Genomic DNA, 23,665 nt, shown 5'->3' with positions numbered 1-23,665 from the left:
TGCTAAACAACTCTGAGGCAAGTCATGACACGTTCCAGTGATGATGATTTTATTGTAGTGAGCACCCCTGAGGAGGCGGTCGATCGTCTTGCCGCCCTGTATGAGCAAGCCACCAGTGCACTGCGCAGGGCGCTGAAGCAGTATCTTGTTGACCGCCAGCTACCCGGGGATTCTCACTGTGCCTTTCGCTACCCCGAACTGCGCCTTACGTATCGCGCTCATGGCGAGGCGCCCAGCGGCATCCGTGCCTACGCGCGGCTGCAAGAGCCTGGTGTTTACAGCATTACGGTGACTCAACCAGAAGCCTTCAGGCGTTACCTGGAGAGCCAGCTGGGGCACATCATGAGGGATTTCACCGTTGTTCTGGAGGTGGGAAAAAGCCAGGTTAATATTCCCTACCCTTATGTTGTCGACCAAGGCGATGAGCTGGGTGCTTCGGGCGTCACTGCCCGGGAGCTTTCGCAGGTCTTCCCCAGTACGGATTTGTCTGCCACCAGTGATGGTACAGCCGACGGACTGCACGACTGGCAAGAGCTTGAGCAACTGCCCTTATCTCTGTTTGATGCAGCGCGCACGGATTTTTCATTACGCCGGCTGGTGCACTACACCGGCAGTGACTGGAAGCATGTGCAGCCATGGATATTGCTGACCAACTACCACCGTTATGTTGACCAGTTTATTCGCCACGGGCTGGATATGCTGCAGGGCCACTCCCGCTTTCAGAGCATGGTGCTGCCGGGAAATGTGGTGATTGAACGGGGTATGAGCGAAAACGAAATGCAGGCGCTTGTGGAGTCCGTGGTATGGCACAGATTCCAGATGCCGGCTTACCATTTGAAGGCGGCTGAGCCGGGCCAGGGTATTACTCTGGTCAACATTGGCGTGGGCCCATCCAACGCCAAGAACATCACCGACCATCTCGCGGTAACACGCCCACATTGCTGGCTGATGATCGGCCATTGCGGTGGGCTGAGGCAGTCTCAGGTCATTGGTGATTATGTGCTGGCACATGCCTATATGCGCCGGGATGGCATTCTAGACCGGGTACTGCCACCGAACATTCCATTGCCTGCTCTAGCCGAAGTACAGCAAGTACTACAACAGGCTGCCGCTGAGATCACCGGCGACGAGGGCGATACCCTCAGGCGCCGGCTGCGTACCGGCACTGTATTAACCTACGACGACCGAAACTGGGAACTGCGCTGGGCGCAGGAGCGCTCACAGATTAACCTCGCCCGTGCTATCGCTGTGGATATGGAAAGCGGCACCATCGCCGCACAGGGTTATCGGTTTCGCGTACCTTACGGCACCTTGCTGTGTGTAAGCGACAAACCGCTGCACAGTGAGATCAAGCTACCCGGCGCAGCGGGTGTTTTTTACGAAAGCGCAGTCACTCAACATTTGCACATTGGCATCCGCGCGCTGGAACTGATGCGCAGCGAGCGTTACACCCTGCATTCGCGCAAATTACGTAGCTTTGATGAGCCGCCGTTTCGTTGAATGGTTGCCAATCCATCGGCTCCGAAGTTCCCGGAGCCGCAGGTACCATCAAAGCTTTTTCAGACGCATCAGTTTTTCTGCATTTCAGCGCTTGGGCCGGTGATGGAAATGTAAGAGGCGTCCAGATCGGCAATCGATTTGGCACCAGTCAGCAACATGTCCGAACGCAACTCATCAGCCAGAGCCTCCAGCACCGACGTCACGCCCTGCGCACCACCCACACCCAGGCCGTAAAGTACCGGGCGCCCAACCGCAACGCAGTCAGCCCCCATGGCCAGTGCGCGGATCACATCAATGCCACGGCGGATGCCGCTGTCCATGATAACCGGCACCCGGCCACCAACCGCTTTGGCAACCAGCGGCAGCGCACTGATGGCGGCCGGTACCCCGTCAACCTGGCGGCCGCCATGGTTTGAAACCTGAATGGCGTCAGCGCCTGCGTCGATTATCGGGTCAACGTCTTCGGCACGCAGAATGCCTTTTACAATCACCGGCAGGCCGGTTTCTTTCTTGATCATTTTGATGTCGTCTGGCGTGAGATCGACTTTCTGGGCAAAAAAGTTACCGGAGCCGCCTTTTGCGGGATCGTGATTGCCAAAGGTCATATCACTGCGGAAGGGAGCGCCCATGGCCCGAAAACTGTCCGACATGCCTGGCCCAAGGGCATCGGCGGTCAACACGATAGCTGAATAGCCCGCCTTCTTGGCGCGCCTGAGCAGTGACTTGGTAACGCTGACGTCCTGATTGAAGTAAAGCTGGAACCACTTGGGGCCAGTGGTAGCCTCTGCGATCTGTTCCAGGGTTTTGTTTGAAGCACCCGATGAGCAATAGATGGTTTCAGCCATGCCCGCACCACGTGCAGTGGCCACTTCCCCGTCTTCGTGAACCATGCGGTGAGCACCCATGGGGGCGACAAAAAACGGGTAAGACAGCTTGTGACCGAGAATATTTACGGAGATGTCCAGCTCATCCGGGCTTACGCCGGTCAGGCGGTGGGTAACGATGCGAAAGTCTTCCATGGCGCGGCGATTTTCCCGCAGTGTCCACTCGTCTCCTTTGGCACCCGTAACGAAAACATAGCCAGCTTTGGGAATGGCTTTTTTGAACGGCTCTTCCAGCGCTGACAGGCTGATAATCTCCAGCTTGGTATTCGCTGTAGACGCACCGTAGCCCGAAGCCGCAGCTGCGGCAGCCCCGGATGCGGCTTTAGCTGTCGATGCAGAGGCAGTGCTAGCCTGTGCCAAAGCGACACCGGCAAAGGGCATGGCACCAATGGCGGTGGCGGCGTATCCAAGGAAGTTTCTGCGATTGGTCATGTTATATCCCCTTATCCTTGTGTTCCCGAATTCGTTTATTTTTTATTTTCCTGAACTGAAACACATGTAATGCCGCGCGTCAGGGCGCGGCATTACATTCTTCAACAACTTATTCAGCCATAAATGGCTAGTGCCTTATTTGGCCGCTTTCTGGGCCCGGGTGTAGCTTTCAACTGCAGCACGGTACTCTGGTACCAACTCGGAATAGAGACCGCCCCACTTGGCAGCGTCCGGACGGTTCCAGGTACGGTGCGTCTCACTCAGGATGGTGTTAGTGGTAACAGGAATGATACCCGCCGCCGACATACGCTCACGTGCGGCATCAGAAGCCATCTTGCTGACGTCACCCGAGGCATCCATTACTGCATAAACCTTGTAGCCTTCGGCTTTTGCCTGCAGAGCCGGGAAGGCAACACAAACGCTGGTCCAAACGCCTGAAATCACGAGTGTTTTCTTGCCGGTCTCTTTGACGGCTTCCACGAAATCGGCATTATCCCACGAGCTGACTTCACCTTGACGCGGGACATACTGCGCACTAGGCATGGCTGCAGGCAGCTCTTCCATGATCGGGCCGTTGGGGCCGTCGGGCTCTGATGCCGTGTAGATGATTGGAATACCAGCCTGCTCAGCGATCTTTGCAAGAGCTACCGTATTGGAGCGCAATTCGCTAACAGGGATGTCGTTCACTGTCTGAAACAGGCCCGTTTGGTGATCAAGAAACAGGAAGACGGCATCATTGGGATCGAGGAGCGCTGCGTTGGCGGCCTCGGACGGCTTGTGGGAAAGACCTTTCAGGTGAAGATCATTGGCTTCCTGTGCCTGGGCCAGAGTAGGTAGAGCGATGGGTTGCATGAGCATTGCAGCGCCTGCTGCAAACGCGAGAAAACTTTTTCCAAGCTGTTTGATGCTTTTCATTGTGGAATCCTTAAAAGGTTGAATTATTGTGCGAACGACCAGCCTCGTCATAAGCCGGCAAAGAAGTGATTCCGGGTTTTAGGCCATATGTCCCCTCCTACACTGGTTTCGGGTTGGGAAGGTCGGTGGTGGTCCCTTTAAAGCCCGAGCCACCACCAATGTGTACACAGTTTTAAGGATTGTACGAACGCCGGTTAGTGGCTCTGATAGCCTTTAAACCGCACAACAGGCGACCACTGAGGCGGAATTGCAGGCAACGCAGGCGCCAGCTCTGCGTATTCTTCGGCTCCGTAAACGATCTTGCCGTCCACCAGCGTGAGAACCGATTCAATGTCCCTCAGCTGCTCGCCCGGCACCTCAAAATAATCCGCATTCAGAACCGCCAGGTCGGCATACTGCCCTGGTGCAATTCGGCCTTTTGCATCCTGCTCACCCGAAAACCAGGCGCTGCCTTCGGTGTGCAGGCGCAAGGCCTGATCGCGGGACAACCGGTTATCAGCCCCGTACAGTTCTGTGCCACCGGCCGTTTTACCAGTAACCGCCCAATACAGGGTCATCCAGGGGTTGTAGGTGGCCACACGGGTGCCATCACTGCCCAGGCCCACCGGGATGCCATTCTCGGCGAGCTTGCGAAGTGGCGGTGCGGTCGCGGCAGCGTCTTTGCCATACCTTTCAACGAAGGACTCACCGGCGAAGGCCATGCGGCTTTGCACCGCGATACCACAGCCCAGCGCCTTGACGCGCTCGATGTTGCTGTCGCTGATGGTTTCTACGTGGTCGAGAATGCAGCGCAGGTCATCAAACGAATGCTCCTCATCGACCTTTTCCCAGATATCCAGAATCTTGGTTACGCTCTGGTCGTATGTGGCGTGTATGCGTATGGGCCATTCGCGCTCGGCCAGATATTCGGTTACCTCGTACAGCTCCTGGCGCATGTAAGGCTTGCTCAGAATCTCTGGCCGTTCAGCCGTGAAGTTTTCGAAGTCGCCGGCATTCCAGGTGAGGAATTCACCGCCGCCCTGAAGCTCATAGCCGCCATGGATGTGGGCCTGGTTTTCGCCTTGTTCGAAATTTCGGGTCCAGTAGCGGAAGGTGGCTAATTCTTTTTCCGGGCTTTGCGGAAACAGGTAATAGGACACACGAAGCGGCATAGCGCCCTGCTCCGATAACGTTTGAGTACCTGAGTAATCATCCGGAAAAATATGCCCGCCGCCACCGGCGTCAATCACGCTGGTCAGGCCGAAGCGGTTAAGCTCGCGATAAAAATGCTTGGTCGAGTTGACCTGGTTCTCTTCCGATAGGCCCGGCAAGGCACCAATGGTCTGATACAGGATTGTAGGGTTAGGCTCAGCCCACAGGATGGCTCCGCCGTCGTCTGTCAACTCATAGCGCCCACCCGTGGGTGCCTGGGTGTTTTCAGTGATGCCCAGCTTTTCAACGGCAGCGGCGTTCAAAAAACCTCGGCTATAAAGGTAAAGTACAAATACCGGCGTATTGGGTGCAGCTTTGGTCAACTCGGCCGGAGTCGGCATGCGGTCTTCTTTGAACTGGTACGGCGACCAACCGCCGATCACCCTTACCCACTCACCCTCTGGTGTGCGCTCGGCTTGTTCACTAACCATGAAAACGGCCTTCTCCAAACTGCCTACGCCATCCCAGCGCAGTTCCAGGTTGTAGAATCGCCCACCACGCACCGCATGGGTGTGGGAGTCGTTAAGGCCTGGAATAACGGTACGGCCCTGCAAATCAATAACCCGGGTCGAATCCTTCGCATCTTCCAGCAATTCTTTACTCTTACCGACTGCTTCTATTCGGCCATCGGCAATCGCCACGGCTTCAGCAAAACTGTAAGTCCCCTCTTCTCCGGAGACGGCAACCTTGCCGTTATGCAGAACGATGTTCTCTGCCTGTACCGCGCTCACAAAGCCCGCGGTGGTGATTGCAGCTGCTGCAATGCAAATGGGCAGTTTGGTATTCTTACGCATAGTGTCTCCCCGTGTGGTTGGATTACTCCGACCCTGGGATAGCTTCTTTTTCTCTCTTTCCGGGTTAAGGCCCGCTTGGCTGTGAATTCGGGTGGAGTCTTTATTGGTGTTGTTGCAATCGCTAACTATTCAGCTTAGGTGAAAAAGTGAAAAACCTGTATTTTTGCTCTGAACTTTTACGACTGAGAGTCACGAAACGAAAACCATTCGAAATAATGAAACCACTCTAGCTTGGTCTTTTTATTGGTACAACATAGTCATTCGATGACACACTGTCGCTTAATTAGCGACAGTGTGGGTGACCTATCATTGATTTCAGGGGTGTCAATTCGCAACCAACGCTCGGCGGGGAACCTTGCCTATTAGCCGATAGGCTCCATATCCTGGCGTTTAAGTGCCTTCTGCACGCCTTCGTCGGCTTCCATGTGCGCACGGAATTTTTTAAGTGCCGAATAGTCATCGATGGAAAGTGGCGTCTGCTCCAGCCATCGGGTCAGCACATACAGAAATGCGTCGGCAAATGAGCGCTTGCCAAGATACCATTCGCCGCCGTTAGCCTTCAGGTGCTCGTCCAATAGCTTGTAATGCCCATTGAGATTCTCATAGGTTTTACGCTTGACTTCATCCTGGGCAGCGTCACTATCGGCGAAGTTGCCAGGGCCAAAATGGCCGCCATAGGCTGCATGAACCTCCGACGTCATGTAAGACAATGCTTCGGCCTCTTTACGACCGAGAACCGTGTTGCGTGCATAGGCGTCAGTACCGTAGGCAGCCCCCAACCACGACAGGATTGCAGACGCTTCCGTTAAGGTATCACCATCCTCAAAGCGTAAAGCCGGAACTTTGCCTTTAGGATTAATCTTGAGATAGCTCTCCTTCTTGTGATCACCGTAGGCAATGTTATGGATTTCGACAGGCGCATCGAGCCAGGCGACCGCAATATTGGGTGCGAGCGAGCAGGTACCAGGCATGGTGTAAAGAGTTGGCATTTTCGAATCTCCTTGGCAACGGTTAAGGGGCGTCCTTGAACGTTAGGGTCATCGGGTTTGTCCGCCCCTACTTCACTATAGTTAAAACAGCTTTTGAAGCGATCGGCGTTGAGAAATAGTAAGGTTCAGGTAATGACAGGTTAATTCTGAAACCTATCGGGTTCGGCAGCCGATTGCCGGCGAGACGTGTCCAACAGAGGTGAAGCATGGATTATTTCGCGGGCATCCGCGCCTTTACTCAAGTCGTCAAATCGGGTGGCTTTGCTGCGGCCGCGCGGGAGATGGGTTTGTCTCGATCGGTGGTCAACAAGACTGTCATCAATCTGGAGCAAGAACTTGGGGTGCAATTACTTCAACGCAGCACACGCCAGGTAACGCCGACGGACACGGGGCTCGCGTTCTATGAGCGCTGCATTCACATCCTAAGTGAGTTGGATGAAGCTACATCGGCCATCACAACCTCGCAAAGCAAGCCCGCAGGCAACCTCCGGGTCAACGCGCCCATGTCTTTTGGCACCCTTCATTTAGCCAAGGTGCTCGCTGAATACATGGCGTTGTACCCAGATGTCCATGTGGAACTAGTGCTTAATGACCGGTTTGTGAATGCCGTTGAAGAAGGCTTCGATGTAACTGTGCGCGTTGGCGCATCGCAAGCGACCACCAGCCTTGTAACCCGGGAGCTGACAACTGCCCGGCGCGTGCTCTGTGCTTCGCCGGATTATCTTGAGAAGTGGGGGGAGCCTGCGGTTCCTGCCGACCTGATCGGGCACCGCTGCTTGCACTATGGGTATCTGGGCTCTGGAAACAAGTGGCGTTTACGCGGTCCAACGGGTGAACAGACCGTCGCGATCCAGTGTGTTATGTGGGCCAACAATGCCGAACCTCTGTACGATGCAGCGATCAACCACCTGGGCATTGCAATGCTGCCGACGTTTATCGTCGGCGAAGCCCTGAAATCCGGTCAATTACGCACGATTCTGGCTGACTATCCGCCCACCGATATTGAGCTTAGCGTTCTGTACCCCCGCCACCGGCATTTGTCGACAAAGGTTCGGTTGCTGGTTGATTTGTTGTCCGAGCGTTTTGGGAACAAGCCCTACTGGGATCAGGAGGCGTAAAGCGGGTGCAGGCTTAAAAAATGGCCGCACTCACCAGCGCCCCTGCAAAGTGGCCACAATCCGCCGGCTACCGGCGCTATCCCTGTGCTCGCAGAGGTACAAGCCCTGCCAAGTGCCGAGAGCCAAACGCCCATGATTCACAGGCAGAGTAAGTGATGGGCCGATAAGAATGTTCTTGATATGGGCCGGCATGTCGTCCGGCCCTTCCAGCACATGTTCATAGTGCGGCGCCCTTTCAGGCACCATCACATTGAAGTGGCGTTCCAGATCGCCACGTACATCCGGGTCAGCGTTTTCGTTCACCGCCAGCGATGCGGAGGTGTGCTGAATAAACAGATGCAGCAGCCCCACTTCGCAGTTGGTCATGTCTGGCGCCTGAGCGAGAATTTCATTGGTTACCAGATGAAATCCCCTTGGCAAGGGTGCCAGGTCAACGAATGTCTGATCCCAGATCATGGCGGCTCCTGTGGTTTATTTCTGAAGTTCATCCCAAGGGTGCATGGGCACAACTGCTTCGCTCACCTCTGTTTCAAAGGAGCTGCGAAAGTAATCCATGGCTTTTTCTGCTTCGTTAAGCTCATCGAATCGAGCTATGTGATAGATGGCTTCGCCTTCGTTAACCAGCGGCAGGTTATTCACGCAAATAACAATTCCCGAGCAAGGTGACACAATCGCCGTTTCGGATTCGCCGAAAGGATCTGCCACCATGGCCAGCTTCTGGCCTTTGCGTACCTTCTGCCCAAGTTTGGCGACCGGCCGCATGATGCCATCAATCTCTGCCCTCACCCACTGAGAGTTGGCTGCAATTTCAGAACGCTTTTTCGATGTTGCGCGTCCCTTCCGTGGCGGAACCATTTCCAGCTCGCGCATCACTCGCATCACGCCTTTTACGCCACTACCGATAACCACATCGTCAAATCGCAAAGCCTCACCACCTTCGTAGGTGATGACGGGTATGTCCAACGAATCCGCATAGGCTCGCAGACTGCCATCCCGCAGGCCTGCATTAATAATCACCGGTGCGGCAAATGCTTCAGCCATGCGCGCGGTTTCGGGATTCTTCAGCTCAGCCCGAACCTGCGGCAGGTTGAACCGGTGAATAGCGCCCGTGTGCAAATCGATGATGTGCGTTACATGCTCCATAATCTGGGTGCGCAGCAGGTAAGCAATACGGCCACCGAGAGAGCCTCTTTCGCTGCCAGGAAAGCAGCGGTTCAGGTCGCGCCTGTCTGGCAGATACCGCGTGCGGTGCACAAATCCAAAAATGTTCACGATGGGCACCGCTATCAGGGTACCCCGCAGATTACGAAGCGCTGAATTGGTGAGCACACGGCGCACAATTTCCACACCCGCGATTTCATCGCCGTGTATGGCTCCACACACCATCAGTACCGGGCCATCGCGGCGCCCGTGCACAATTTCCACCGGTATGTGCAGCGGCGTGTGGGTATACAACTTCGCAATTGGAATTTCTACTTGTTGCCGGGTACCAGGTTTTACTTGCACTCCAGCCATCTCAAAGGGCGCGCGCGCCATCGATTATCCTCTGCCTTTGGTTTTGGTGCGCCAGGGCGCGTGATTTTTTTCAATCCAGTTCAAAATCATGCCCGCTACGTTTTTGCCGGTGGCGTTCTCTATGCCCTCCAATCCCGGCGAGGAATTGACCTCCATCACCAGCGGCCCACGGCTTGAGCGCAGCAAATCCACCCCCGCCACGTTCAGGCCCATGGCTTTTGCTGCCGTAATGGCCGTTTTGCGCTCTTCCGGCGTGATACGAACCAGTGACGCGCTACCGCCACGGTGCAAATTGGAACGGAACTCGCCCTCGGCACCCTGTCGCTTCATAGCAGCAATGACTTTATCGCCAATCACGAAGCAGCGAATATCCGCACCGCCGGCTTCTTTGATGAATTCTTGCACAAGAATGTCGGCTTTTAGCCCCATGAACGCTTCAATCACGCTTTCTGCGGCTGTGCGGGTTTCCGCCAGCACAACACCAATGCCCTGGGTACCCTGCAAAAGCTTGATCACCACAGGCGCACCGCCCACCATTTTAAGCAGCTCGGGCACGTTATCCGGCTTGTTGGCGAAGCCGGTTACCGGCATGCCCACGCCTTTACGAGCAAGTAGCTGCAGGGAGCGCAGCTTATCCCGTGAACGAGTGATGGCAACAGACTCGTTTACCGGGAAGGTTCCCATCATTTCAAACTGGCGTAGAACCGCTGTGCCATAGAAAGTAACGGACGCCCCGATACGGGGAATGATCACGTCGAAATTCTCCAGAACCTCTTCGTGATAATGAATTTTCGGGTTGGCGGATGTGATGTTCATGGAGCAATGCAGGCAATCAATTACCTTCACTTCATGACCTCGATTAACCCCTTCTTCCACCAGACGTCGGGTTGAATACAAATGCCGGTTACGGGACAGAACTGCAATTTTCATGTTTTAGGCCTTATAGCCGGTTCCCCGGCGAGATAGGAAGCTTCGGGAAATATCATGGAACGGCCCTCCATCGCGGTGCGCCCAATCAGCATACGAAACCGCATGCTATCGCGGTTCGTTAGCGTCATCTCAACGGGCCAACTTTGGCCGCCAATCACCAATGTGGTTTCAATCACCAGTCGCAATTCTTTGTGGCCGCCGGAATCCGTTACTTCACGCTCATCAAGCACACGAGCATCGCACTCCACAACCTGATGCATATCGTTCTGAACCGGGTGAACCCAGAACCGAACTCGACGCTCACCATCCTGTGTATAGGGCTCCGTCCGAAAAGTATGCAAGCACGAGGTGCGCGCCCCGGAATCCACTTTTGCTTTGATGCGGTTAATATCCAGATCAGGTAGCGCCGCCCATTCTCGCCAGCCCAGGCTGATTTTATTGTCAGCAGGTATCGGCTCCACGGTCTTGAGGGCTTCAACTGTCTTTTTGGACATTCAACTCTTCCTTTTCAGTGACTTTTTCAGGCGCCATCAATTGCACCCGGAACGGCTCGGAGTGGCTGCCAGCATAAATACTGGTATGGGGGAACGGTATCTCAATGTCCGCCTTATCCAGAGCTTTCTTTACAGCAACGAGCATACCGCTTTTGCCTTCCAACACCTTGTCTTTCGGTACCCAGAAGGAGAACTGTAAATCCACCGAGGAAGGGCCAAATGCTGTAACCAGCACAAATGCTTTGGGCTCTTCCAGGCAGGCAGGGTTCTTTTCTGCCAGGTCCAACAGTAGTTTTTCCACTTTCTCTGCATCTTCAGCATAGGCAATACCCACCTGAAGGTCGATTCTTCGGATAGGAAAACGTGAGCGGTTAACAACCGGTGTTTTGATCAGGGTTTCATTGGGAATGCGTACATAGAGGTTATCCCGGGTGCGCAGCTTCACACTGAGCATGTCGATTCCCACCACTTCACCCGTAGTCTTTTCCACTTCAATGACATCGCCAATTTCAAAGGGCTTTTCCACAAGCAGAAATAGCCCGCTGATCATATTTGATGCGGACGTCTGTGACGCAAAACCAATGGCCACCGTCAGAATACCGGCCGCCCCCAACACCACGTCCAGCGAAAACCCGGCTTCCCGGAGCGCAGCCACACCAAACAATAGAAAGATGACGTAAAATACCAACCGTCGAATCATAACCGTGTGGTGTCTGGAACTGCGCCTGGACATCACGCGAGACACACTCCGCGCTGCCAGTGATGCCAGAACAATACCTAACACCAATATAAAGCCGGAGCTAATCCACTGCCCCCATGCTATGTCGGTAAACATCTGCATTGCACCCGCCTTCAGCTCTTCAGCCACAATAATTAACCTGTAAAAAAGGCATCAGCCAAACACCCGGTCGAACGCTCGTACAAAGCGCCCCTTGGCCGCTTTCACACGGGCCGGAGCAACCTGCTCACAGGGCCCCGCTGCAACGAGCAAGCTCTGATCCACGTGCAAGCTGGCTGAATTCATATCGGTTTCCACCTCAACAACCACACCCGGTGTCCAAAGCTGTCCGCGCTCATTCTGGTGCAGTGACAACAACGGCGTGGGCAGGCTGAAGCGATCCAATAGCAATGGTTCCGCCCGTCGATTGATAATGGTGACCGGCGTTACTGCGCGCCAAGGCCGCTTGGGAACCGCCTCCAATACCAAACGTGCAAAACTGGAAGATGAATAGCACAACTCACCTTCCATGGTATTGCGGCCCACCCAGGTAAGAGAGGGGGCTGCCAGCGGAACCTCGGTCAGAACGGTCTGTTTGGCGCCGGCACACACCTTCATCCACACAACCGTTCCCACATAAATTGTGCAACGACCACCTGCCGGAATGGTCAACGGCTGGAACGGACGGATTACAGTGGGAAGGTTAGCCACCGCCGGTATAAAGGTTACCGTTGGCGAATCCCCTTCCCGGATAAAGCGTTCCAGGGAAACACTTGTCAGTGGCAACTTATGCCCGATGGATTCCGTCCAGCTCACGGGGTCTGTTTCAGGCTCCCGCGTTACGGAGCGTACCTGCCATTCATTGTCCAGCAGGGTTACCCACAGCCGCACATGCCCAAGCTTGTGGTACTGGGTTTGGCCAGACAAAAGTTCATACGGCTGCGCCCAAATGCCATCGCGCCAGCTTTCGGTTTCATTCTCCATAATCGCTGCTAATCTCCCACGAATACGGCCACTAAAGTTGTGACGACTATAATCCAATCAGGGGTCTTGGGCGAATATCTAACTAGGTGATTTTATTGCCTCTGTGCGATGTAATTACCCCTACACTAAATGCTGGAACACGACACGGAATAGCCAATGACACAACTGGTATGGTTCAGGAATGACCTCCGAATCGCAGACAACCCCGCCCTTACCTCTGCTTGTAAAGCGGAAGGTCATCCAAATGTTCGCGCCTGCTTCATCCTGACACCCGCGCAATGGCAGGAACACGACTGGTCACCGGCACGGGTACAGTTTGTTGTCGCCCATGCAAATGCTCTGGCTGAGGAACTGGGAAAGCTGGGTATACCGCTTTGCTTTATTCATGCCGATCAGTTCACTGACAGTATTACCGCGCTGGCGAATCATTGCCGTGAACATGGCGTACGCCAACTCCACTTCAATGAAGAGTATGGCATCAACGAGCGCAAGCGCGACAAAGCAGTGAAGCACCGTTTTGACGAATTGGGCATCACAACCCGCAAGTACCGCGACCAGACCGTAGCACCGGTGGGCGAAATACTAACCGGCCAGGGTGAACCTTATTCCGTCTTCACCCCCTTTTCCCGCCGCTGGCGCACCTGGATTGATGAAAGTCAGCCAACGCTGTACCCATTGCCGAAAGCTCAGGGTGAGGCCATTGAACCGGAGCGCATAACAAGCATTCCCGAAGGTTTTGAAGATGCCCCAGCAGCACTGGTGGACACCGGCGAAGACGCTGCACACGCTCAACTGGAGGGCTTCCTGGATGAACACGGCGGCGCCTACAAAGAACAACGAGATTTCCCTGCAATGGATGGCACCAGCCAGCTCTCCCCTTACCTCGCCAACGGCGTACTATCCGGCCGCCAGTGCCTGTTCGCCGCAAAACAAGCACAAGGCATGGGAGGCAATCAGGAAGGGTTTCTGACCTGGATAAACGAAATCGCCTGGCGGGATTTCTATATCCATACCCTGTACCACTGCCCCCGAGTGAGCATGCACCGCGCCTTCAAACCAGAAACCGAAGCCCTGCAATGGAACGACCCGGGCGAACACTTCGAAGCATGGAAATCCGGCAACACCGGCATTCCCCTGGTTGACGCCGCCATGCGACAGCTAAACCAGACCGGCTGGATGCACAACCGTTTGCGCATGGTTACGGCAATGTTTCTGACCAAAAATTTGTTTATCGACTGGCGCCTGGGCGAGGCCTACTTCATGTCGAAACTAGTTGATGGCTTCCTCGCCTCCAACAACGGCGGCTGGCAATGGAGTGCATCCACTGGCACAGACTCAGCACCTTACTTCCGGGTGTTCAATCCAGTTACGCAGAGTGAGCGTTTTGATCCGAAAGGTGAGTTCATCCGCGAGTGGGTGCCTGAGTTAGCAAAGCTGGATAACAAGCGCATCCACGATCCTTCAAAAGGTGGAGTAATACCGGGCGGATACCCAAGGCCAATTGTTGATCTGAAAGAGAGTAGAAAAGAGGCAATAGCGAAGTTTCAGGCGCTGAAAGACTAGGACGGACGCACAATGTAGAAGCAGGCGTGGGAGGGGCTCTCCAAAACCGTGCGGAGCCATGGGTGGAGTGCGAAGCACTTCACGGGCAAGCCATGGAAGGCTTGCCCAGGACCTTTAGCGCGACGCAGGAGCATTAGCGCTAAAGGGCGGAGCCGAGCGTACACGGACGTATTCACAGCGTGTTTTGGAGAGTCCCTCCCACGCCTGCTTCGGCCAGACCCGACTTATCGAGAGCCGCAAACCGGACAATCAGGATCCCTGGCAAGCTTCATTTCCCGCCACTGCATTTCCCAGGCATCCAGAATCAGCAACCGGCCCACAAGCAGAGTTCCCACGCCAGTAAGTACCTTAATGGCCTCCATAGCCTGAACCGAACCGATCATCCCAACCAACGGCGCGATCACACCAGCTTCAGAACAGGTCAAGTCTTCATTGCCCTGCTCAGGGTATAAACAGTGGTAACAGGGAGAGTCCGAATTCCGGCTGTCATACACACCAACCTGACCTTCGCCCCGAATCGCCGCACCGGAAATCAGCGGAACACCCGCAGCCACACAAGCACGATTAAGTGCGAACCTCGTAGCAAAATTATCCGAGCAGTCCAAAGCCAAGTTGGCTCCCGCCACTTCCTGCGCAAAGCCATCCAGATCAAGGCGGCGATCAACCACAGAAATAGACACCCCCGGATTGATGCTGCGCACGCGGGCAGCCAGAGTTTCCGCTTTGGGTTCGCCAATTTGTGCAGTTTCGAACGCTATCTGACGCTGCAGATTGGCCAGTTCGATAACGTCATCATCCACCAGCGTTATGTGGCCAACACCGGCAGCACCCAGGTACAGTGCAACCGGGCAGCCGAGGCCACCAGATCCGACAATCACAATGTGGGCGGACTTCAGAGCCTGCTGCCCTGCAATATCAAAACGGGGCATCAAAATCTGGCGACTGAAGCGCAGGAGTTCTTCATCACTGAGCATGGAGGGCTCCTTGTCGGGGCCACTGCCCCAAGGTCATGCGGTCGTTGCCGCCATAGTCTTTCCGGCTTTCCACCTTAACAAACCCCCGAGTAGCAAGCAGCCCTTGAACAGACTCAGCCTGATCAAATCCGTGCTCCAGAAGCAGCCAGCCTTCAGGGTTCAACCAAAAAGGCGCCTCGCTCACAATCAGGCGTATATCATCAAGACCATCCACTCCGGATACCAGTGCAGAGGCCGGCTCAAAGCGCACATCGCCTTCACTCAAGTGATGGTCGCCGGAAGCAATGTAAGGTGGATTGGAAACAATCAGATCAAAACTGCCCGCAGGCAATCCGGCAAACCAGCGGCTCTGAAAAACCTCTACAGGTAACTTCAAAGAGCTGGCATTCGCCTGCGCCAATGCCACCGCATCGTCCATAAGATCGCAAGCGCTGACCACCCACCCTGGCCTCTCGCTGGCCAGCGCCAGAGCAATGGCACCGGTACCGGTACCAAGATCAACAACCCGGGCATCTTCCGGCAAGGGCAATTCCAGCGCTTGCTCCACCAAACATTCGGTATCCGGGCGTGGAATAAGAGTGCTTTTGCTGACGTTTAGCGGGAGTGACCAGAATTCTTGATGCCCCAACAGGTAGGCCACGGGCATTCCCTGCACACGCTGCACCACAAGATCTTCGAATTGAGTTGCCAGCCGTGGCTCGACTTCGCGCTCAGGAAAAGCACGAAAGCCCGAACGCCCAATACCCGTGACATGATCAAGGAGCAATTCGGCATCAAGCCGGGAGGTGTCTCCGGCGATGCGGCGCGCTGCGTCACCCAGCAGCGCCTCGCAGGTTAGTGAAGGCTTACTCGTCATCGGAAAGCGAGGCCAGAAGCTCCGCCTGATGCTCTTGCTGAAGAGGCACAACTACGGAATCCAGGTCACCCGCAATCACATCATCAAGCTTGTACAGTGTGAGGTTGATTCGATGGTCGGTTACCCGGCCCTGAGGGAAGTTATAGGTTCGAATTCGTTCGGAACGATCCCCGCTGCCCACCAGGCTTTTGCGGGTTTCTGCCATGGATTGCTGATGGCGTTCCGTTTCAACATTCTGCAGCCTTGAGGCCAGCAGACTCATGGCCTTGGCACGGTTTTTATGCTGCGATCGCTCTTCCTGGCACTCTACTACTATGCCGCTGGGCAGGTGGGTAATCCGGATGGCCGAGTCGGTTTTGTTTACGTGCTGGCCACCAGCACCCGAGGCACGGAAGGTGTCCACACGCAGGTCACCCTTGTTGATCTCAACCGCTTCCGCCTCATCTGCTTCCGGCATGATCGCAACGGTACAAGCAGAGGTATGAATGCGACCCTGGGATTCAGTTTCCGGCACCCGCTGAACCCGGTGAGCTCCGGATTCGAATTTCAGTGCGCCGTAGACAGCATCGCCGGCAACCCGGGCAATAATTTCCTTGTAACCGCCATGCTCGCCTTCGTTCTGGCTCAGCACTTCAATTTGCCAACGGCGACCCTCAGCATAGCGGCTGTACATGCGGAACAAATCTCCGGCAAAAATGGCGGCTTCGTCACCACCGGTTCCTGCACGGATTTCCAGGAACACGTTTTTACCGTCGTTCGGATCTTTTGGCAGCATCAGTCGCTGCAGTTCTTCATCGAGCTCTTCGGTTTTCTGCTCGGCAATCTCAAGCTCTTCTGCGGCCATATCCCGCATCTCGGCATCGCCGTCTTTCGCCAGCTCTTTTGCCTCATCGATATCGTCCAGGGAGCGCTTCCATGCTTGAAAGCACTGAACTACCGGCTCAATCTCGGAATACTCCCGCGACAATTCCCGAAACTTGTCCTGTTTGGCGATGGTTGCAGGGTCGCTGAGCAAAGCACTCACCTCCTCGTAGCGTTCAACAAGCTGCTCGAGGCGGGACTGTATGGATGATTTCATATTTTTTCCGGGGTGGTGGTCGCGTCTACTTCCAACACATCAAGCTGATGCAGCTCTCTCAGCCATTCGGTCACCTCGGTTCGCCCTTCGGTGGTGGCCTTGCGAACCTGTATCGAAGGTTCGTGCAGGAGTTTATTTGTGAGGCCTCGCGCGAGACTGCGCAATGCTGTTTCGGGATCACCGCCATTGCGCAGGGCGCGCAGGGCTTTTTCCGTTTCTATGTCTCTCAACACTTCCGCACGTTGGCGGAACTGTTTTAGCGTGGACACAGCATCCAGCGCTCTGAGCTGGCTGAGAAATTCCTGTACGCCATCGGCTATGAGATTTTCTGCTTCACGGGCAGCACCCTCTCGGGTACGTATGTTTTCTTCAATTACCTGGCGCAGGTCATCAACGGTGTACAGATACACATCCGCCAAGGATGCCACTTCCGGCTCTATATCTCTGGGTACGGCAATGTCTACCATGAAAAATGGCCGGTGCTTGCGTTTCTTCAGCGAGCGCTCCACCGCACCCTTACCCAGAATAGGCAGGGGGCTGGCTGTGGATGAAATAATAATATCCACATCTGCGAGATAATCCGGAATCTCTGAAAGCAGAATGCCCCGGCCGCCTCTGGTATCCGCCAGTGCCTGAGCCCGCTCCAGGGTGCGATTGGCTACGATAAAGTCTTTAACGCCGGCATCTGCAAGGTGACGCGCCACCAGCTCGATGGTTTGGCCTGCACCGATCAGCAGTGCCTTGTTTTTCGACATATCAGCAAAAATGCGACTCGCCATGCTTACTGCCGCATAAGCAACAGAAACAGGATTTTCGCCAATCGCAGTTTGTGTGCGTACACGCTTTGCTACGGTGAACGTTTGCTCAAACATGCGAGAGAGGAAAGAACCACTCCCGCCGTGCTCCCGGGCCAGCGCATAAGCATCCTTCAACTGGCCGAAAATCTGCGGTTCACCCAGAACCATGGAATCCAATCCGGCGGCCACACGCATCATGTGTCGCACAGCATCCGCATCGCGGTGGATGTACAGCACTTCTTCTAGCTCCGCAGCATCCAGATTGTGAAAGCCCGCCAACCAACGCAATACCAGCGACGCGCAGTCGTGGTCGCCCGCAAGATATAACTCGGTGCGATTGCAGGTCGAAAGAATGGCAGCCTCGCTGGCACCTGATGCCGCCCGCAACTCTGCAAACGCCTCTGACATACGCTCAGGCGTAAACGCAACTCGCTCCCTTAATTCAATGGGGGCGGTGCGATGATTGATTCCCAGCGTTAGCAGTGCCATTTCTTGGTTCTATAATCCTCTAGCAATAAACGGTGTGCATGATCGCCATTGTGCATGCATTTTAGCGGCCCGGGCCTTCAGCTGCCACCCATAACCGCTCAGGCTTCGGGAAGTGCGGACAGGTTGGGCAAGAACAGGAGCTTATGCCATTATAGGGAATCGGCGCACGCCGGGCCCGACTCAACTCAAAAAAAGAGAGAGTTCCGAGCTATTCAGGGTGCGTAGTCAAAAAATCACGGGAAGTTGCATGTACAAATCCGCACCGCTTTTGATTACCTGCCTGCTTGGCCTCTCACTGGCAGGTTGCGCCAGTATAACCGGTTCCGGCCATTCATCGGTTGTTGATGAAAAAGCCCCCGCGCACACTCGGGAAGATTCCAGAAAAGCCAACAGCGAACCGCCTATAGAGTATGCGGACTTTGAGCCGGAAACCCTGTACTTACTGCTTTCAGCTGAAATCGCAGCACAACGCGGCCGGTATGACGTTACCCTGGTTAATTACCTTAGGGCAGCCAAGCAGTCCAGAGACACCAACGTAATTGAGCGGGCCATGCGTATTGCCCAGTCGCTCAATGGCGACAACGCCCAAAAACAGCTGGCTGAACTCTGGCTTGAAATTGATCCCAATAACCTTCAAGCACTTCGGGTTTCTGCCATTCAGGCAGTAAAACGCAATGAACTCGAATCTGCCCTGGGGTACATGGAGCAAATTCTGAACCAGGGGGAAGATGCTGATTTCGATAGCCTTGCGGCCATGGCGGGCAACCTGTCACCGGAACAACAGCAAGAGCTGATGACCCTATACCTTGAGATGGCAAACCGTCATCCCGGCATACCTGAGCTGGAATACAGCATCGCCTTGCTGCTGAAAATTGCCGGCAACCCGCAAGCAGCACTTGGTCGCCTTGAACCCTTGTTAAAGGAAGAGCCCAACTTTCAGCCGGCCATTATCTTGAAGGGTGACCTCCTCTATCAGAGCGACAGAGAAATCGAAGCGCTTGAGCACCTGATGGTCAACACCCGCCGTTTCCCCGCCAGTCGGCAAATGGGCACCCTATATGCACGCATGCTGATCAGCGAAGGCGAGCTGCAAGCCGCACAGGACGAGTTCAACCGGCTGGTAAAACGCTATCCGGACAACCCCGGCCTGCGCCTTTCGCATGCCCTTGTTGCACTGGAAAACGGGCAATTGGAGCTGGCAAAAAAAGAGCTTAACCGACTAAACGAGCAGGGGCTCCACACCAGCGAAGCCAACTATTACCTGGGCAGGATAGAAGACGAAGCAGGTAATGCAGAGCAGGCAATCGGTTACTACCAGAGCGTGGACGAAGGCAATTACTTTTTCCCCGCTATTGCGCGTGCCAGCGCCCTGCTAACTGCAGAAGGGAGGCTCAACGAAGCATTGGAAGATGTTCACTCCATGCGCAGCGCCAACCCCGCACAAGCTGAAAACTTCTGGCTGCTTGAGGTCAACCTGCTACTTGACCAAAAGCTCCAGCAAGAAGCGCTAGAAGTTGCTACAAGTGCACTGGAGGACTATCCAGAAAATCTGCAGATCCGCTATGCACGAGCCATGCTGTTCGACGCACTGGGCCAGCCCGAAAAAGCCGAGGCGGACCTTAAGCTGATCATTGAAAGCGACCCCAAAAACGCAGTCGCGCTTAACGCCCTTGGCTATATATTGGCCACCCGTACTGACCGCCTGAGCGAAGCCCGTGGTTACATTGAGCAGGCTCTGGAGCTGGATCCGGAAAACCCGGCCACTCTCGACAGCATGGGGTGGGTTCTGCTTCAGGAAGGCCAGATTGAACCCGCACTCGATTATCTATCCCGGGCCTGGGAAGCATTTCCTGACCCGGAAGTGGCCGCCCACTATGGGGAAGCTTTGTGGATGAGCGGTGCCGAAGAGCAGGCACAGGTAATCTGGAAAGAAGCGCTTGAGCAGGACATGGAACACGACATTCTGCGAGAAACCATTGACCGGCTAACCAACACTGGTGAACAGTGATGGCTCAGGCTATTCGCTTATGGGCAGCCGTACTGCTTATGGTGATCCTGAATGCCTGTACCACCATTCAACTGGAGCCACTGCCAGAGGGGATGACAGATCAGCCTCCGTCCAATTGGCAAGACCGCTCCGCGAGACTGGGGCAGTTTGATCATTGGCGGTTATCGGGCAAATTGGCGGTACGCCAACCAACAGACAGCGGCACAGCCATTATCAACCACTGGATCCAGAAGGGCGAAGCCTACGATCTAGCCTTGTCATCCTCATTTCTGGGAATGGGCAGCACCAAGCTGAATGGCACTCCGGGGTTTGTTGAACTGACCCTCTCCAACGGTGAAACCTACCGCTCTGGCGATCCCGATGCACTTATGGAGGCCGCCACGGGCTGGCAACTGCCCCTGGAAAGCCTGACCTGGTGGATACGCGGCCTGCCAGCGCCGGCTGGCAACCCCCGGTTGCTGTTCGATGCCCGCGGTGAGTTAGCAATAATTCGCCAGGACGGCTGGGAAATCCGTTACGATCGCTGGCACGAACTGCAAGGCAACACACCTGCACTGCCCGCCAGAATCACAGCACTGAAAGACAACAAACGAGTGCGCGTTGTTGTCAGCGACTGGCAGGATCTGGCCCCGTGACCGAAACGATAACCCTGCCCTCTCCAGCCAAGCTGAACCTTTTTCTCCACATAGTTGGCCGGCGCGCGGATGGCTACCATGAGCTTGAGACTCTGTTTCAATTCCTCAACTACGGCGACGATATAACGCTCCGCGTGACACCTGAACAGCCTGAAGTTCGCCTTGAGAACCCAATTACTGGCGTTCCGGATGAAGACAACCTGATTATCAAGGCAGCTCGCGCCCTTGCGCACAAGGCGGCTGGCGAGCTTCCTGGCGTCAGTATCAGTATCAACAAACGTCTGCCGATGGGCGGCGGGCTCGGCGGGGGGAGCTCAAACGCAGCCACTACCCTCTTGGGGCTCAACCACGTCTGGAAACTGCAAATGGGCTTAGACGAGCTTGCAGAAATAGGCCTGACCCTCGGCGCAGATGTGCCCGTTTTCGTGCATGGCCATGCAGCCTTCGGCGAAGGCGTTGGCGAAAGACTAACCCCTGCCTTCCCGCCAGAAGACTGGTTTTTGGTTCTGAAACCAACATGCAACATCAACACCGGAAAGATATTTTCAGAACAAGGGTTGACAAGAAACACCCCGAAGATGACAATAGCGCCCGCTTTTGAGGGAGACGCCTCGAGGTACCGAAATGACTGTGAAGATGTGGTTAAAAAACTATATCCTGAAGTCAAGCAGAGCATGGACTGGCTCAAACAATTCGGACCTGCAAGATTAACCGGAACCGGGGCTTGCATATTTGGACGTTTCCCTACAGAATCCGCAGCCCGGATCATCTGGGAAAGCAAACCTTCCGGCATCACCGGGTTCGTAGCTAAAGGGGTGAACATATCACCACTTCACCAAAAGCTGACAGAGCTAGAATGATGCCGAAAAAGCACGATACTGGGGTGTCGCCAAGTGGTAAGGCAACGGGTTTTGATCCCGTCATGCGCAGGTTCGAATCCTGCCACCCCAGCCATTTTTCTCCCGCTTCTTCTGACTCAACCTCCGAAAACGAGAAGGATGCCGTCGTGTCCAAATTGATGATTTTCACTGGCAATGCCAATCCCGAGCTTTCTCACGCTATCGCAAAAAAACTCCACATCCCCATGGGAGAGGCCACTGTAGGCTGTTTCAGCGATGGCGAAACTACCGTCGAGATTAACGAAAACGTTCGTGGTCACGATGTATTCATTATTCAGCCCACGTGCTACCCAACCAATGACAACCTGATGGAACTGATCATGATGGCCGACGCCCTGCGCCGCGCCTCTGCATCACGCATCACGGCAGTTATCCCTTATTACGGGTATGCACGCCAGGATCGCCGGGTACGCTCCAGCCGCGTTGCCATCAGCGCCAAAGTTGTTGCAGACATGATCTCCAGCATCGGCGTCGATCGCGTATTAACGGTAGACCTGCACGCTGACCAGATTCAGGGCTTTTTCGATGTGCCGGTAGATAACATCTACGCCACGCCTGTTCTGCTTGATGACATCGAAAAGCAGCGGTTTGAGAATTTTGTTGTGGTATCACCAGACGTAGGCGGCGTTGTACGGGCCCGCGCCATTGCAAAACTGCTGGATGACGCCGACCTGGCCATTATTGACAAGCGCCGCCCCAAGGCCAACGTATCTCAGGTTATGCACATTATCGGTGACGTTGCAGATAAGACCTGCATCCTTGTGGACGACATAGTTGATACCGCAGGCACCCTGTGCAAGGCCGCCAATGCTTTGAAAGAGCGTGGAGCAACCCGTGTGGTGGCTTATATTACCCACCCGGTTCTCTCTGGCCCCGCAATCGAAAACATCAACGGGTCAGTAATTGACGAAGTTGTTGTGTGCGACACCATCCCGTTGGGTGACAAAGCGAAGAACTGTGCTAAAATCCGCCCCCTCAGCATGGCCGGACTGCTCGCAGAGTCCATTCGTCGCGTAAGCAACGAAGAGTCTATCAGCGCGCTGTTTGAGAACGCCTGAGTAGATTGCTCGCCGTAATGCGCTGATAAACAGCAAGTTACTGGCAGCTTTCATCAAGATACCGAGTCGGGAGCCCTACAAGGCTCCCGACTCTTTTAGTCAGCCGGAAAAATCCGGCTTTTCGAAAATATCATCTGTCCAAACGCCTGGTCGCGGGCAGTTCAGATGACGATTGAGGTAAAAACCATGTCTCAGGACTTTGTTATTGAAGCATTTCCTCGTGACGACAAGGGGAAAGGTGCGAGCCGCCGCCTGCGTCGCGAAGAGCGTAAAATTCCAGCCATCATTTACGGTGCTGGTAAAGAAGCGACCCCGATTTCCATTTGGCACAACGAGCTGAAAAAAGCTCTGGAAAACGAAGCCTTCTTCTCTCACATTCTGACCATTGAACTGAATGGCAAGAAAGAAAGCGTTATCATCAAAGACCTTCAGCGGCACCCGTACAAGCTGCTGCTGTCTCACGCCGACTTCCAGCGCGTAGAGAAAGACCAGGAAATCTTTGTTCACGTTCCTCTACACCTGTTGAACGAAGACACAGCACCTGCGATCAAGACCTTTGGTGGCGTTGCTTTCCGCCTGATGACTGAGGTTGAGGTAGCTTGTCTGCCGCAAAACCTGCCTGAATTCATCGCCATCGATATGGCTGATGTCGAGATGGACCAGGTTATTCACATGAGCGACCTGGTACTGCCAGAAGGCGTTCGCATTCCTGCTCTGCAGCACGACGCAGAACACGACCAGGCTGTTGTGTCTGTCAGCAAGCCGAAAGGCGTCAAGTCTGACGATGCGGAAGATGAAGCAGCCGAAGGCGAAGAAGGCGAAGACAAGGAGTAATTACTCCGGA

Annotated in this window: 22 protein-coding genes and 1 tRNA gene; 9 read left to right on the top strand and 14 right to left on the bottom strand. The window is 54.8% G+C overall.

Annotation, left to right across the window (positions count from 1 at the left end; all coding sequences use genetic code 11):
* Nucleotides 1–24: 24 nt before the first annotated feature.
* The gene (amn, locus tag Q0824_RS09590; protein ID WP_298449819.1) at nucleotides 25–1,500 is read left to right on the top strand and encodes an AMP nucleosidase; all 1,476 of its coding nucleotides are present in this window, start codon (nucleotides 25–27) and stop codon (nucleotides 1,498–1,500) included.
* Nucleotides 1,501–1,568: 68 nt separating this feature from the next.
* Here the strand turns inward: amn and Q0824_RS09585 are convergent, their stop codons facing one another.
* From Q0824_RS09585 to Q0824_RS09570, 4 genes are all read right to left on the bottom strand, one after another.
* Nucleotides 1,569–2,816 (bottom strand): alpha-hydroxy-acid oxidizing protein, encoded by a 1,248-nt coding sequence (locus Q0824_RS09585; RefSeq protein ID WP_298449818.1) that lies wholly within the window; start codon nucleotides 2,814–2,816, stop codon nucleotides 1,569–1,571.
* Between the two features lie 135 nt (nucleotides 2,817–2,951).
* The gene (locus tag Q0824_RS09580) at nucleotides 2,952–3,731 is read right to left on the bottom strand and encodes an isochorismatase family protein (RefSeq protein ID WP_298449817.1); all 780 of its coding nucleotides are present in this window, start codon (nucleotides 3,729–3,731) and stop codon (nucleotides 2,952–2,954) included.
* A 194-nt stretch (nucleotides 3,732–3,925) separates the two neighbouring features.
* Nucleotides 3,926–5,716, bottom strand: coding sequence for an amidohydrolase (locus Q0824_RS09575; RefSeq protein ID WP_298449815.1), 1,791 nt, complete (start codon nucleotides 5,714–5,716; stop codon nucleotides 3,926–3,928).
* A 362-nt stretch (nucleotides 5,717–6,078) separates the two neighbouring features.
* Nucleotides 6,079–6,705 carry a glutathione S-transferase gene (locus tag Q0824_RS09570; RefSeq protein WP_298449813.1) on the bottom strand — a complete coding sequence of 209 codons (627 nt, stop codon included), beginning with the start codon at nucleotides 6,703–6,705 and terminating at the stop codon, nucleotides 6,079–6,081.
* Between the two features lie 206 nt (nucleotides 6,706–6,911).
* On the opposite strand from Q0824_RS09570, the gene Q0824_RS09565 reads away from it, so the two are divergent.
* On the top strand, nucleotides 6,912–7,823 hold the full coding sequence (locus Q0824_RS09565; protein WP_298449811.1) for a LysR family transcriptional regulator: 912 nt from the start codon (nucleotides 6,912–6,914) through the stop codon (nucleotides 7,821–7,823).
* Nucleotides 7,824–7,853: 30 nt separating this feature from the next.
* Here Q0824_RS09565 and Q0824_RS09560 read toward each other — a convergent pair whose 3' ends face one another.
* From Q0824_RS09560 to Q0824_RS09535, 6 genes are read right to left on the bottom strand one after another with little or no spacing between them, the layout of a single operon-like run.
* The gene (locus tag Q0824_RS09560; protein WP_298449809.1) at nucleotides 7,854–8,279 is read right to left on the bottom strand and encodes a secondary thiamine-phosphate synthase enzyme YjbQ; all 426 of its coding nucleotides are present in this window, start codon (nucleotides 8,277–8,279) and stop codon (nucleotides 7,854–7,856) included.
* Nucleotides 8,280–8,294: 15 nt separating this feature from the next.
* Nucleotides 8,295–9,359, bottom strand: a complete 1,065-nt coding sequence (locus Q0824_RS09555) for a succinylglutamate desuccinylase/aspartoacylase family protein (RefSeq protein WP_298449808.1) — start codon at nucleotides 9,357–9,359, stop codon at nucleotides 8,295–8,297.
* A 3-nt stretch (nucleotides 9,360–9,362) separates the two neighbouring features.
* Nucleotides 9,363–10,268 (bottom strand): 30S ribosomal protein S6--L-glutamate ligase, encoded by a 906-nt coding sequence (gene rimK / locus Q0824_RS09550; RefSeq protein WP_298449807.1) that lies wholly within the window; start codon nucleotides 10,266–10,268, stop codon nucleotides 9,363–9,365.
* The gene (locus Q0824_RS09545) at nucleotides 10,265–10,762 is read right to left on the bottom strand and encodes an ATP-dependent zinc protease (RefSeq protein ID WP_298449806.1); all 498 of its coding nucleotides are present in this window, start codon (nucleotides 10,760–10,762) and stop codon (nucleotides 10,265–10,267) included. The genes rimK and Q0824_RS09545 overlap by 4 nt, the downstream gene beginning before the upstream one ends.
* Nucleotides 10,743–11,603, bottom strand: a complete 861-nt coding sequence (locus Q0824_RS09540) for a mechanosensitive ion channel family protein (RefSeq protein WP_298450497.1) — start codon at nucleotides 11,601–11,603, stop codon at nucleotides 10,743–10,745. Before Q0824_RS09540 ends, Q0824_RS09545 begins: the two co-directional genes overlap by 20 nt.
* A gap of 51 nt (nucleotides 11,604–11,654) precedes the next feature.
* Nucleotides 11,655–12,464, bottom strand: coding sequence for a hypothetical protein (locus tag Q0824_RS09535; RefSeq protein WP_298449805.1), 810 nt, complete (start codon nucleotides 12,462–12,464; stop codon nucleotides 11,655–11,657).
* 156 nt (nucleotides 12,465–12,620) lie between these two features.
* Between Q0824_RS09535 and phrB the strand changes: the two genes are divergently transcribed.
* On the top strand, nucleotides 12,621–14,027 hold the full coding sequence (gene phrB, locus Q0824_RS09530; protein WP_298449804.1) for a deoxyribodipyrimidine photo-lyase: 1,407 nt from the start codon (nucleotides 12,621–12,623) through the stop codon (nucleotides 14,025–14,027).
* A gap of 224 nt (nucleotides 14,028–14,251) precedes the next feature.
* On the opposite strand, the gene moeB is transcribed toward phrB, so the two are convergent.
* The 4 genes from moeB to hemA are packed head-to-tail and all read right to left on the bottom strand — an operon-like array spanning nucleotide 14,252 to nucleotide 18,221.
* Complete coding sequence (moeB, locus tag Q0824_RS09525; protein WP_298449803.1) at nucleotides 14,252–15,001, bottom strand: molybdopterin-synthase adenylyltransferase MoeB; 750 nt, start codon at nucleotides 14,999–15,001, stop codon at nucleotides 14,252–14,254.
* Nucleotides 14,991–15,857, bottom strand: coding sequence for a peptide chain release factor N(5)-glutamine methyltransferase (gene prmC, locus Q0824_RS09520; RefSeq protein WP_298449802.1), 867 nt, complete (start codon nucleotides 15,855–15,857; stop codon nucleotides 14,991–14,993). The genes moeB and prmC overlap by 11 nt, the downstream gene beginning before the upstream one ends.
* Complete coding sequence (gene prfA / locus Q0824_RS09515; RefSeq protein WP_298449801.1) at nucleotides 15,847–16,935, bottom strand: peptide chain release factor 1; 1,089 nt, start codon at nucleotides 16,933–16,935, stop codon at nucleotides 15,847–15,849. Before prfA ends, prmC begins: the two co-directional genes overlap by 11 nt.
* Nucleotides 16,932–18,221: a glutamyl-tRNA reductase gene (hemA, locus tag Q0824_RS09510; RefSeq protein ID WP_298449800.1), complete on the bottom strand. Its 1,290-nt coding sequence runs from the start codon at nucleotides 18,219–18,221 to the stop codon at nucleotides 16,932–16,934. Before hemA ends, prfA begins: the two co-directional genes overlap by 4 nt.
* Nucleotides 18,222–18,468: 247 nt before the next feature.
* Here hemA and Q0824_RS09505 point away from each other — a divergent pair, with 247 nt between their 5' ends.
* From Q0824_RS09505 to Q0824_RS09480, 6 genes are all read left to right on the top strand, one after another.
* Entirely contained in the window at nucleotides 18,469–20,229 is a 1,761-nt protein-coding gene (locus Q0824_RS09505) for a tetratricopeptide repeat protein (protein WP_298449799.1), read from the top strand.
* Nucleotides 20,229–20,864 (top strand): lipoprotein insertase outer membrane protein LolB, encoded by a 636-nt coding sequence (gene lolB, locus Q0824_RS09500; protein ID WP_298449798.1) that lies wholly within the window; start codon nucleotides 20,229–20,231, stop codon nucleotides 20,862–20,864. Before Q0824_RS09505 ends, lolB begins: the two co-directional genes overlap by 1 nt.
* Complete coding sequence (gene ispE / locus Q0824_RS09495) at nucleotides 20,861–21,724, top strand: 4-(cytidine 5'-diphospho)-2-C-methyl-D-erythritol kinase (RefSeq protein ID WP_298449797.1); 864 nt, start codon at nucleotides 20,861–20,863, stop codon at nucleotides 21,722–21,724. Before lolB ends, ispE begins: the two co-directional genes overlap by 4 nt.
* A 19-nt stretch (nucleotides 21,725–21,743) precedes the next feature.
* Nucleotides 21,744–21,818 (top strand) — tRNA-Gln (locus Q0824_RS09490).
* A gap of 52 nt (nucleotides 21,819–21,870) precedes the next feature.
* Entirely contained in the window at nucleotides 21,871–22,821 is a 951-nt protein-coding gene (locus Q0824_RS09485) for a ribose-phosphate pyrophosphokinase (protein ID WP_298449795.1), read from the top strand.
* A 186-nt stretch (nucleotides 22,822–23,007) separates the two neighbouring features.
* Nucleotides 23,008–23,655, top strand: coding sequence for a 50S ribosomal protein L25/general stress protein Ctc (locus Q0824_RS09480; RefSeq protein ID WP_298450495.1), 648 nt, complete (start codon nucleotides 23,008–23,010; stop codon nucleotides 23,653–23,655).
* Nucleotides 23,656–23,665: the final 10 nt, after the last annotated feature.

This window comes from uncultured Marinobacter sp., from assembly GCF_947488835.1.
Classification (GTDB): domain Bacteria; phylum Pseudomonadota; class Gammaproteobacteria; order Pseudomonadales; family Oleiphilaceae; genus Marinobacter.
The sequence above is the reverse complement of the archived record's forward strand: the minus strand, read 5'-3'. Positions and strand labels throughout refer to the sequence as shown.

Bases quoted from the DNA above. Each gene is read 5' to 3' on its own strand.
- Q0824_RS09560 (WP_298449809.1), bottom strand. From the start codon at position 8,279: ATGATCTGGGATCAGACATTCGTTGACCTGGCACCCTTGCCAAGGGGA.
- amn (WP_298449819.1), top strand. From the start codon at position 25: ATGACACGTTCCAGTGATGATGATTTTATTGTAGTGAGCACCCCTGAG.
- Q0824_RS09555 (WP_298449808.1), bottom strand. From the start codon at position 9,359: ATGGCGCGCGCGCCCTTTGAGATGGCTGGAGTGCAAGTAAAACCTGGT.
- Q0824_RS09480 (WP_298450495.1), top strand. From the start codon at position 23,008: ATGTCTCAGGACTTTGTTATTGAAGCATTTCCTCGTGACGACAAGGGG.
- phrB (WP_298449804.1), top strand. From the start codon at position 12,621: ATGACACAACTGGTATGGTTCAGGAATGACCTCCGAATCGCAGACAAC.
- rimK (WP_298449807.1), bottom strand. From the start codon at position 10,268: ATGAAAATTGCAGTTCTGTCCCGTAACCGGCATTTGTATTCAACCCGA.
- hemA (WP_298449800.1), bottom strand. From the start codon at position 18,221: ATGGCACTGCTAACGCTGGGAATCAATCATCGCACCGCCCCCATTGAA.
- Q0824_RS09580 (WP_298449817.1), bottom strand. From the start codon at position 3,731: ATGAAAAGCATCAAACAGCTTGGAAAAAGTTTTCTCGCGTTTGCAGCA.
- Q0824_RS09505 (WP_298449799.1), top strand. From the start codon at position 18,469: ATGTACAAATCCGCACCGCTTTTGATTACCTGCCTGCTTGGCCTCTCA.
- Q0824_RS09535 (WP_298449805.1), bottom strand. From the start codon at position 12,464: ATGGAGAATGAAACCGAAAGCTGGCGCGATGGCATTTGGGCGCAGCCG.
- Q0824_RS09565 (WP_298449811.1), top strand. From the start codon at position 6,912: ATGGATTATTTCGCGGGCATCCGCGCCTTTACTCAAGTCGTCAAATCG.
- Q0824_RS09545 (WP_298449806.1), bottom strand. From the start codon at position 10,762: ATGTCCAAAAAGACAGTTGAAGCCCTCAAGACCGTGGAGCCGATACCT.
- Q0824_RS09570 (WP_298449813.1), bottom strand. From the start codon at position 6,705: ATGCCAACTCTTTACACCATGCCTGGTACCTGCTCGCTCGCACCCAAT.
- prmC (WP_298449802.1), bottom strand. From the start codon at position 15,857: ATGACGAGTAAGCCTTCACTAACCTGCGAGGCGCTGCTGGGTGACGCA.
- Q0824_RS09585 (WP_298449818.1), bottom strand. From the start codon at position 2,816: ATGACCAATCGCAGAAACTTCCTTGGATACGCCGCCACCGCCATTGGT.
- moeB (WP_298449803.1), bottom strand. From the start codon at position 15,001: ATGCTCAGTGATGAAGAACTCCTGCGCTTCAGTCGCCAGATTTTGATG.
- Q0824_RS09575 (WP_298449815.1), bottom strand. From the start codon at position 5,716: ATGCGTAAGAATACCAAACTGCCCATTTGCATTGCAGCAGCTGCAATC.
- Q0824_RS09540 (WP_298450497.1), bottom strand. From the start codon at position 11,603: ATGCAGATGTTTACCGACATAGCATGGGGGCAGTGGATTAGCTCCGGC.
- prfA (WP_298449801.1), bottom strand. From the start codon at position 16,935: ATGAAATCATCCATACAGTCCCGCCTCGAGCAGCTTGTTGAACGCTAC.
- lolB (WP_298449798.1), top strand. From the start codon at position 20,229: ATGGCTCAGGCTATTCGCTTATGGGCAGCCGTACTGCTTATGGTGATC.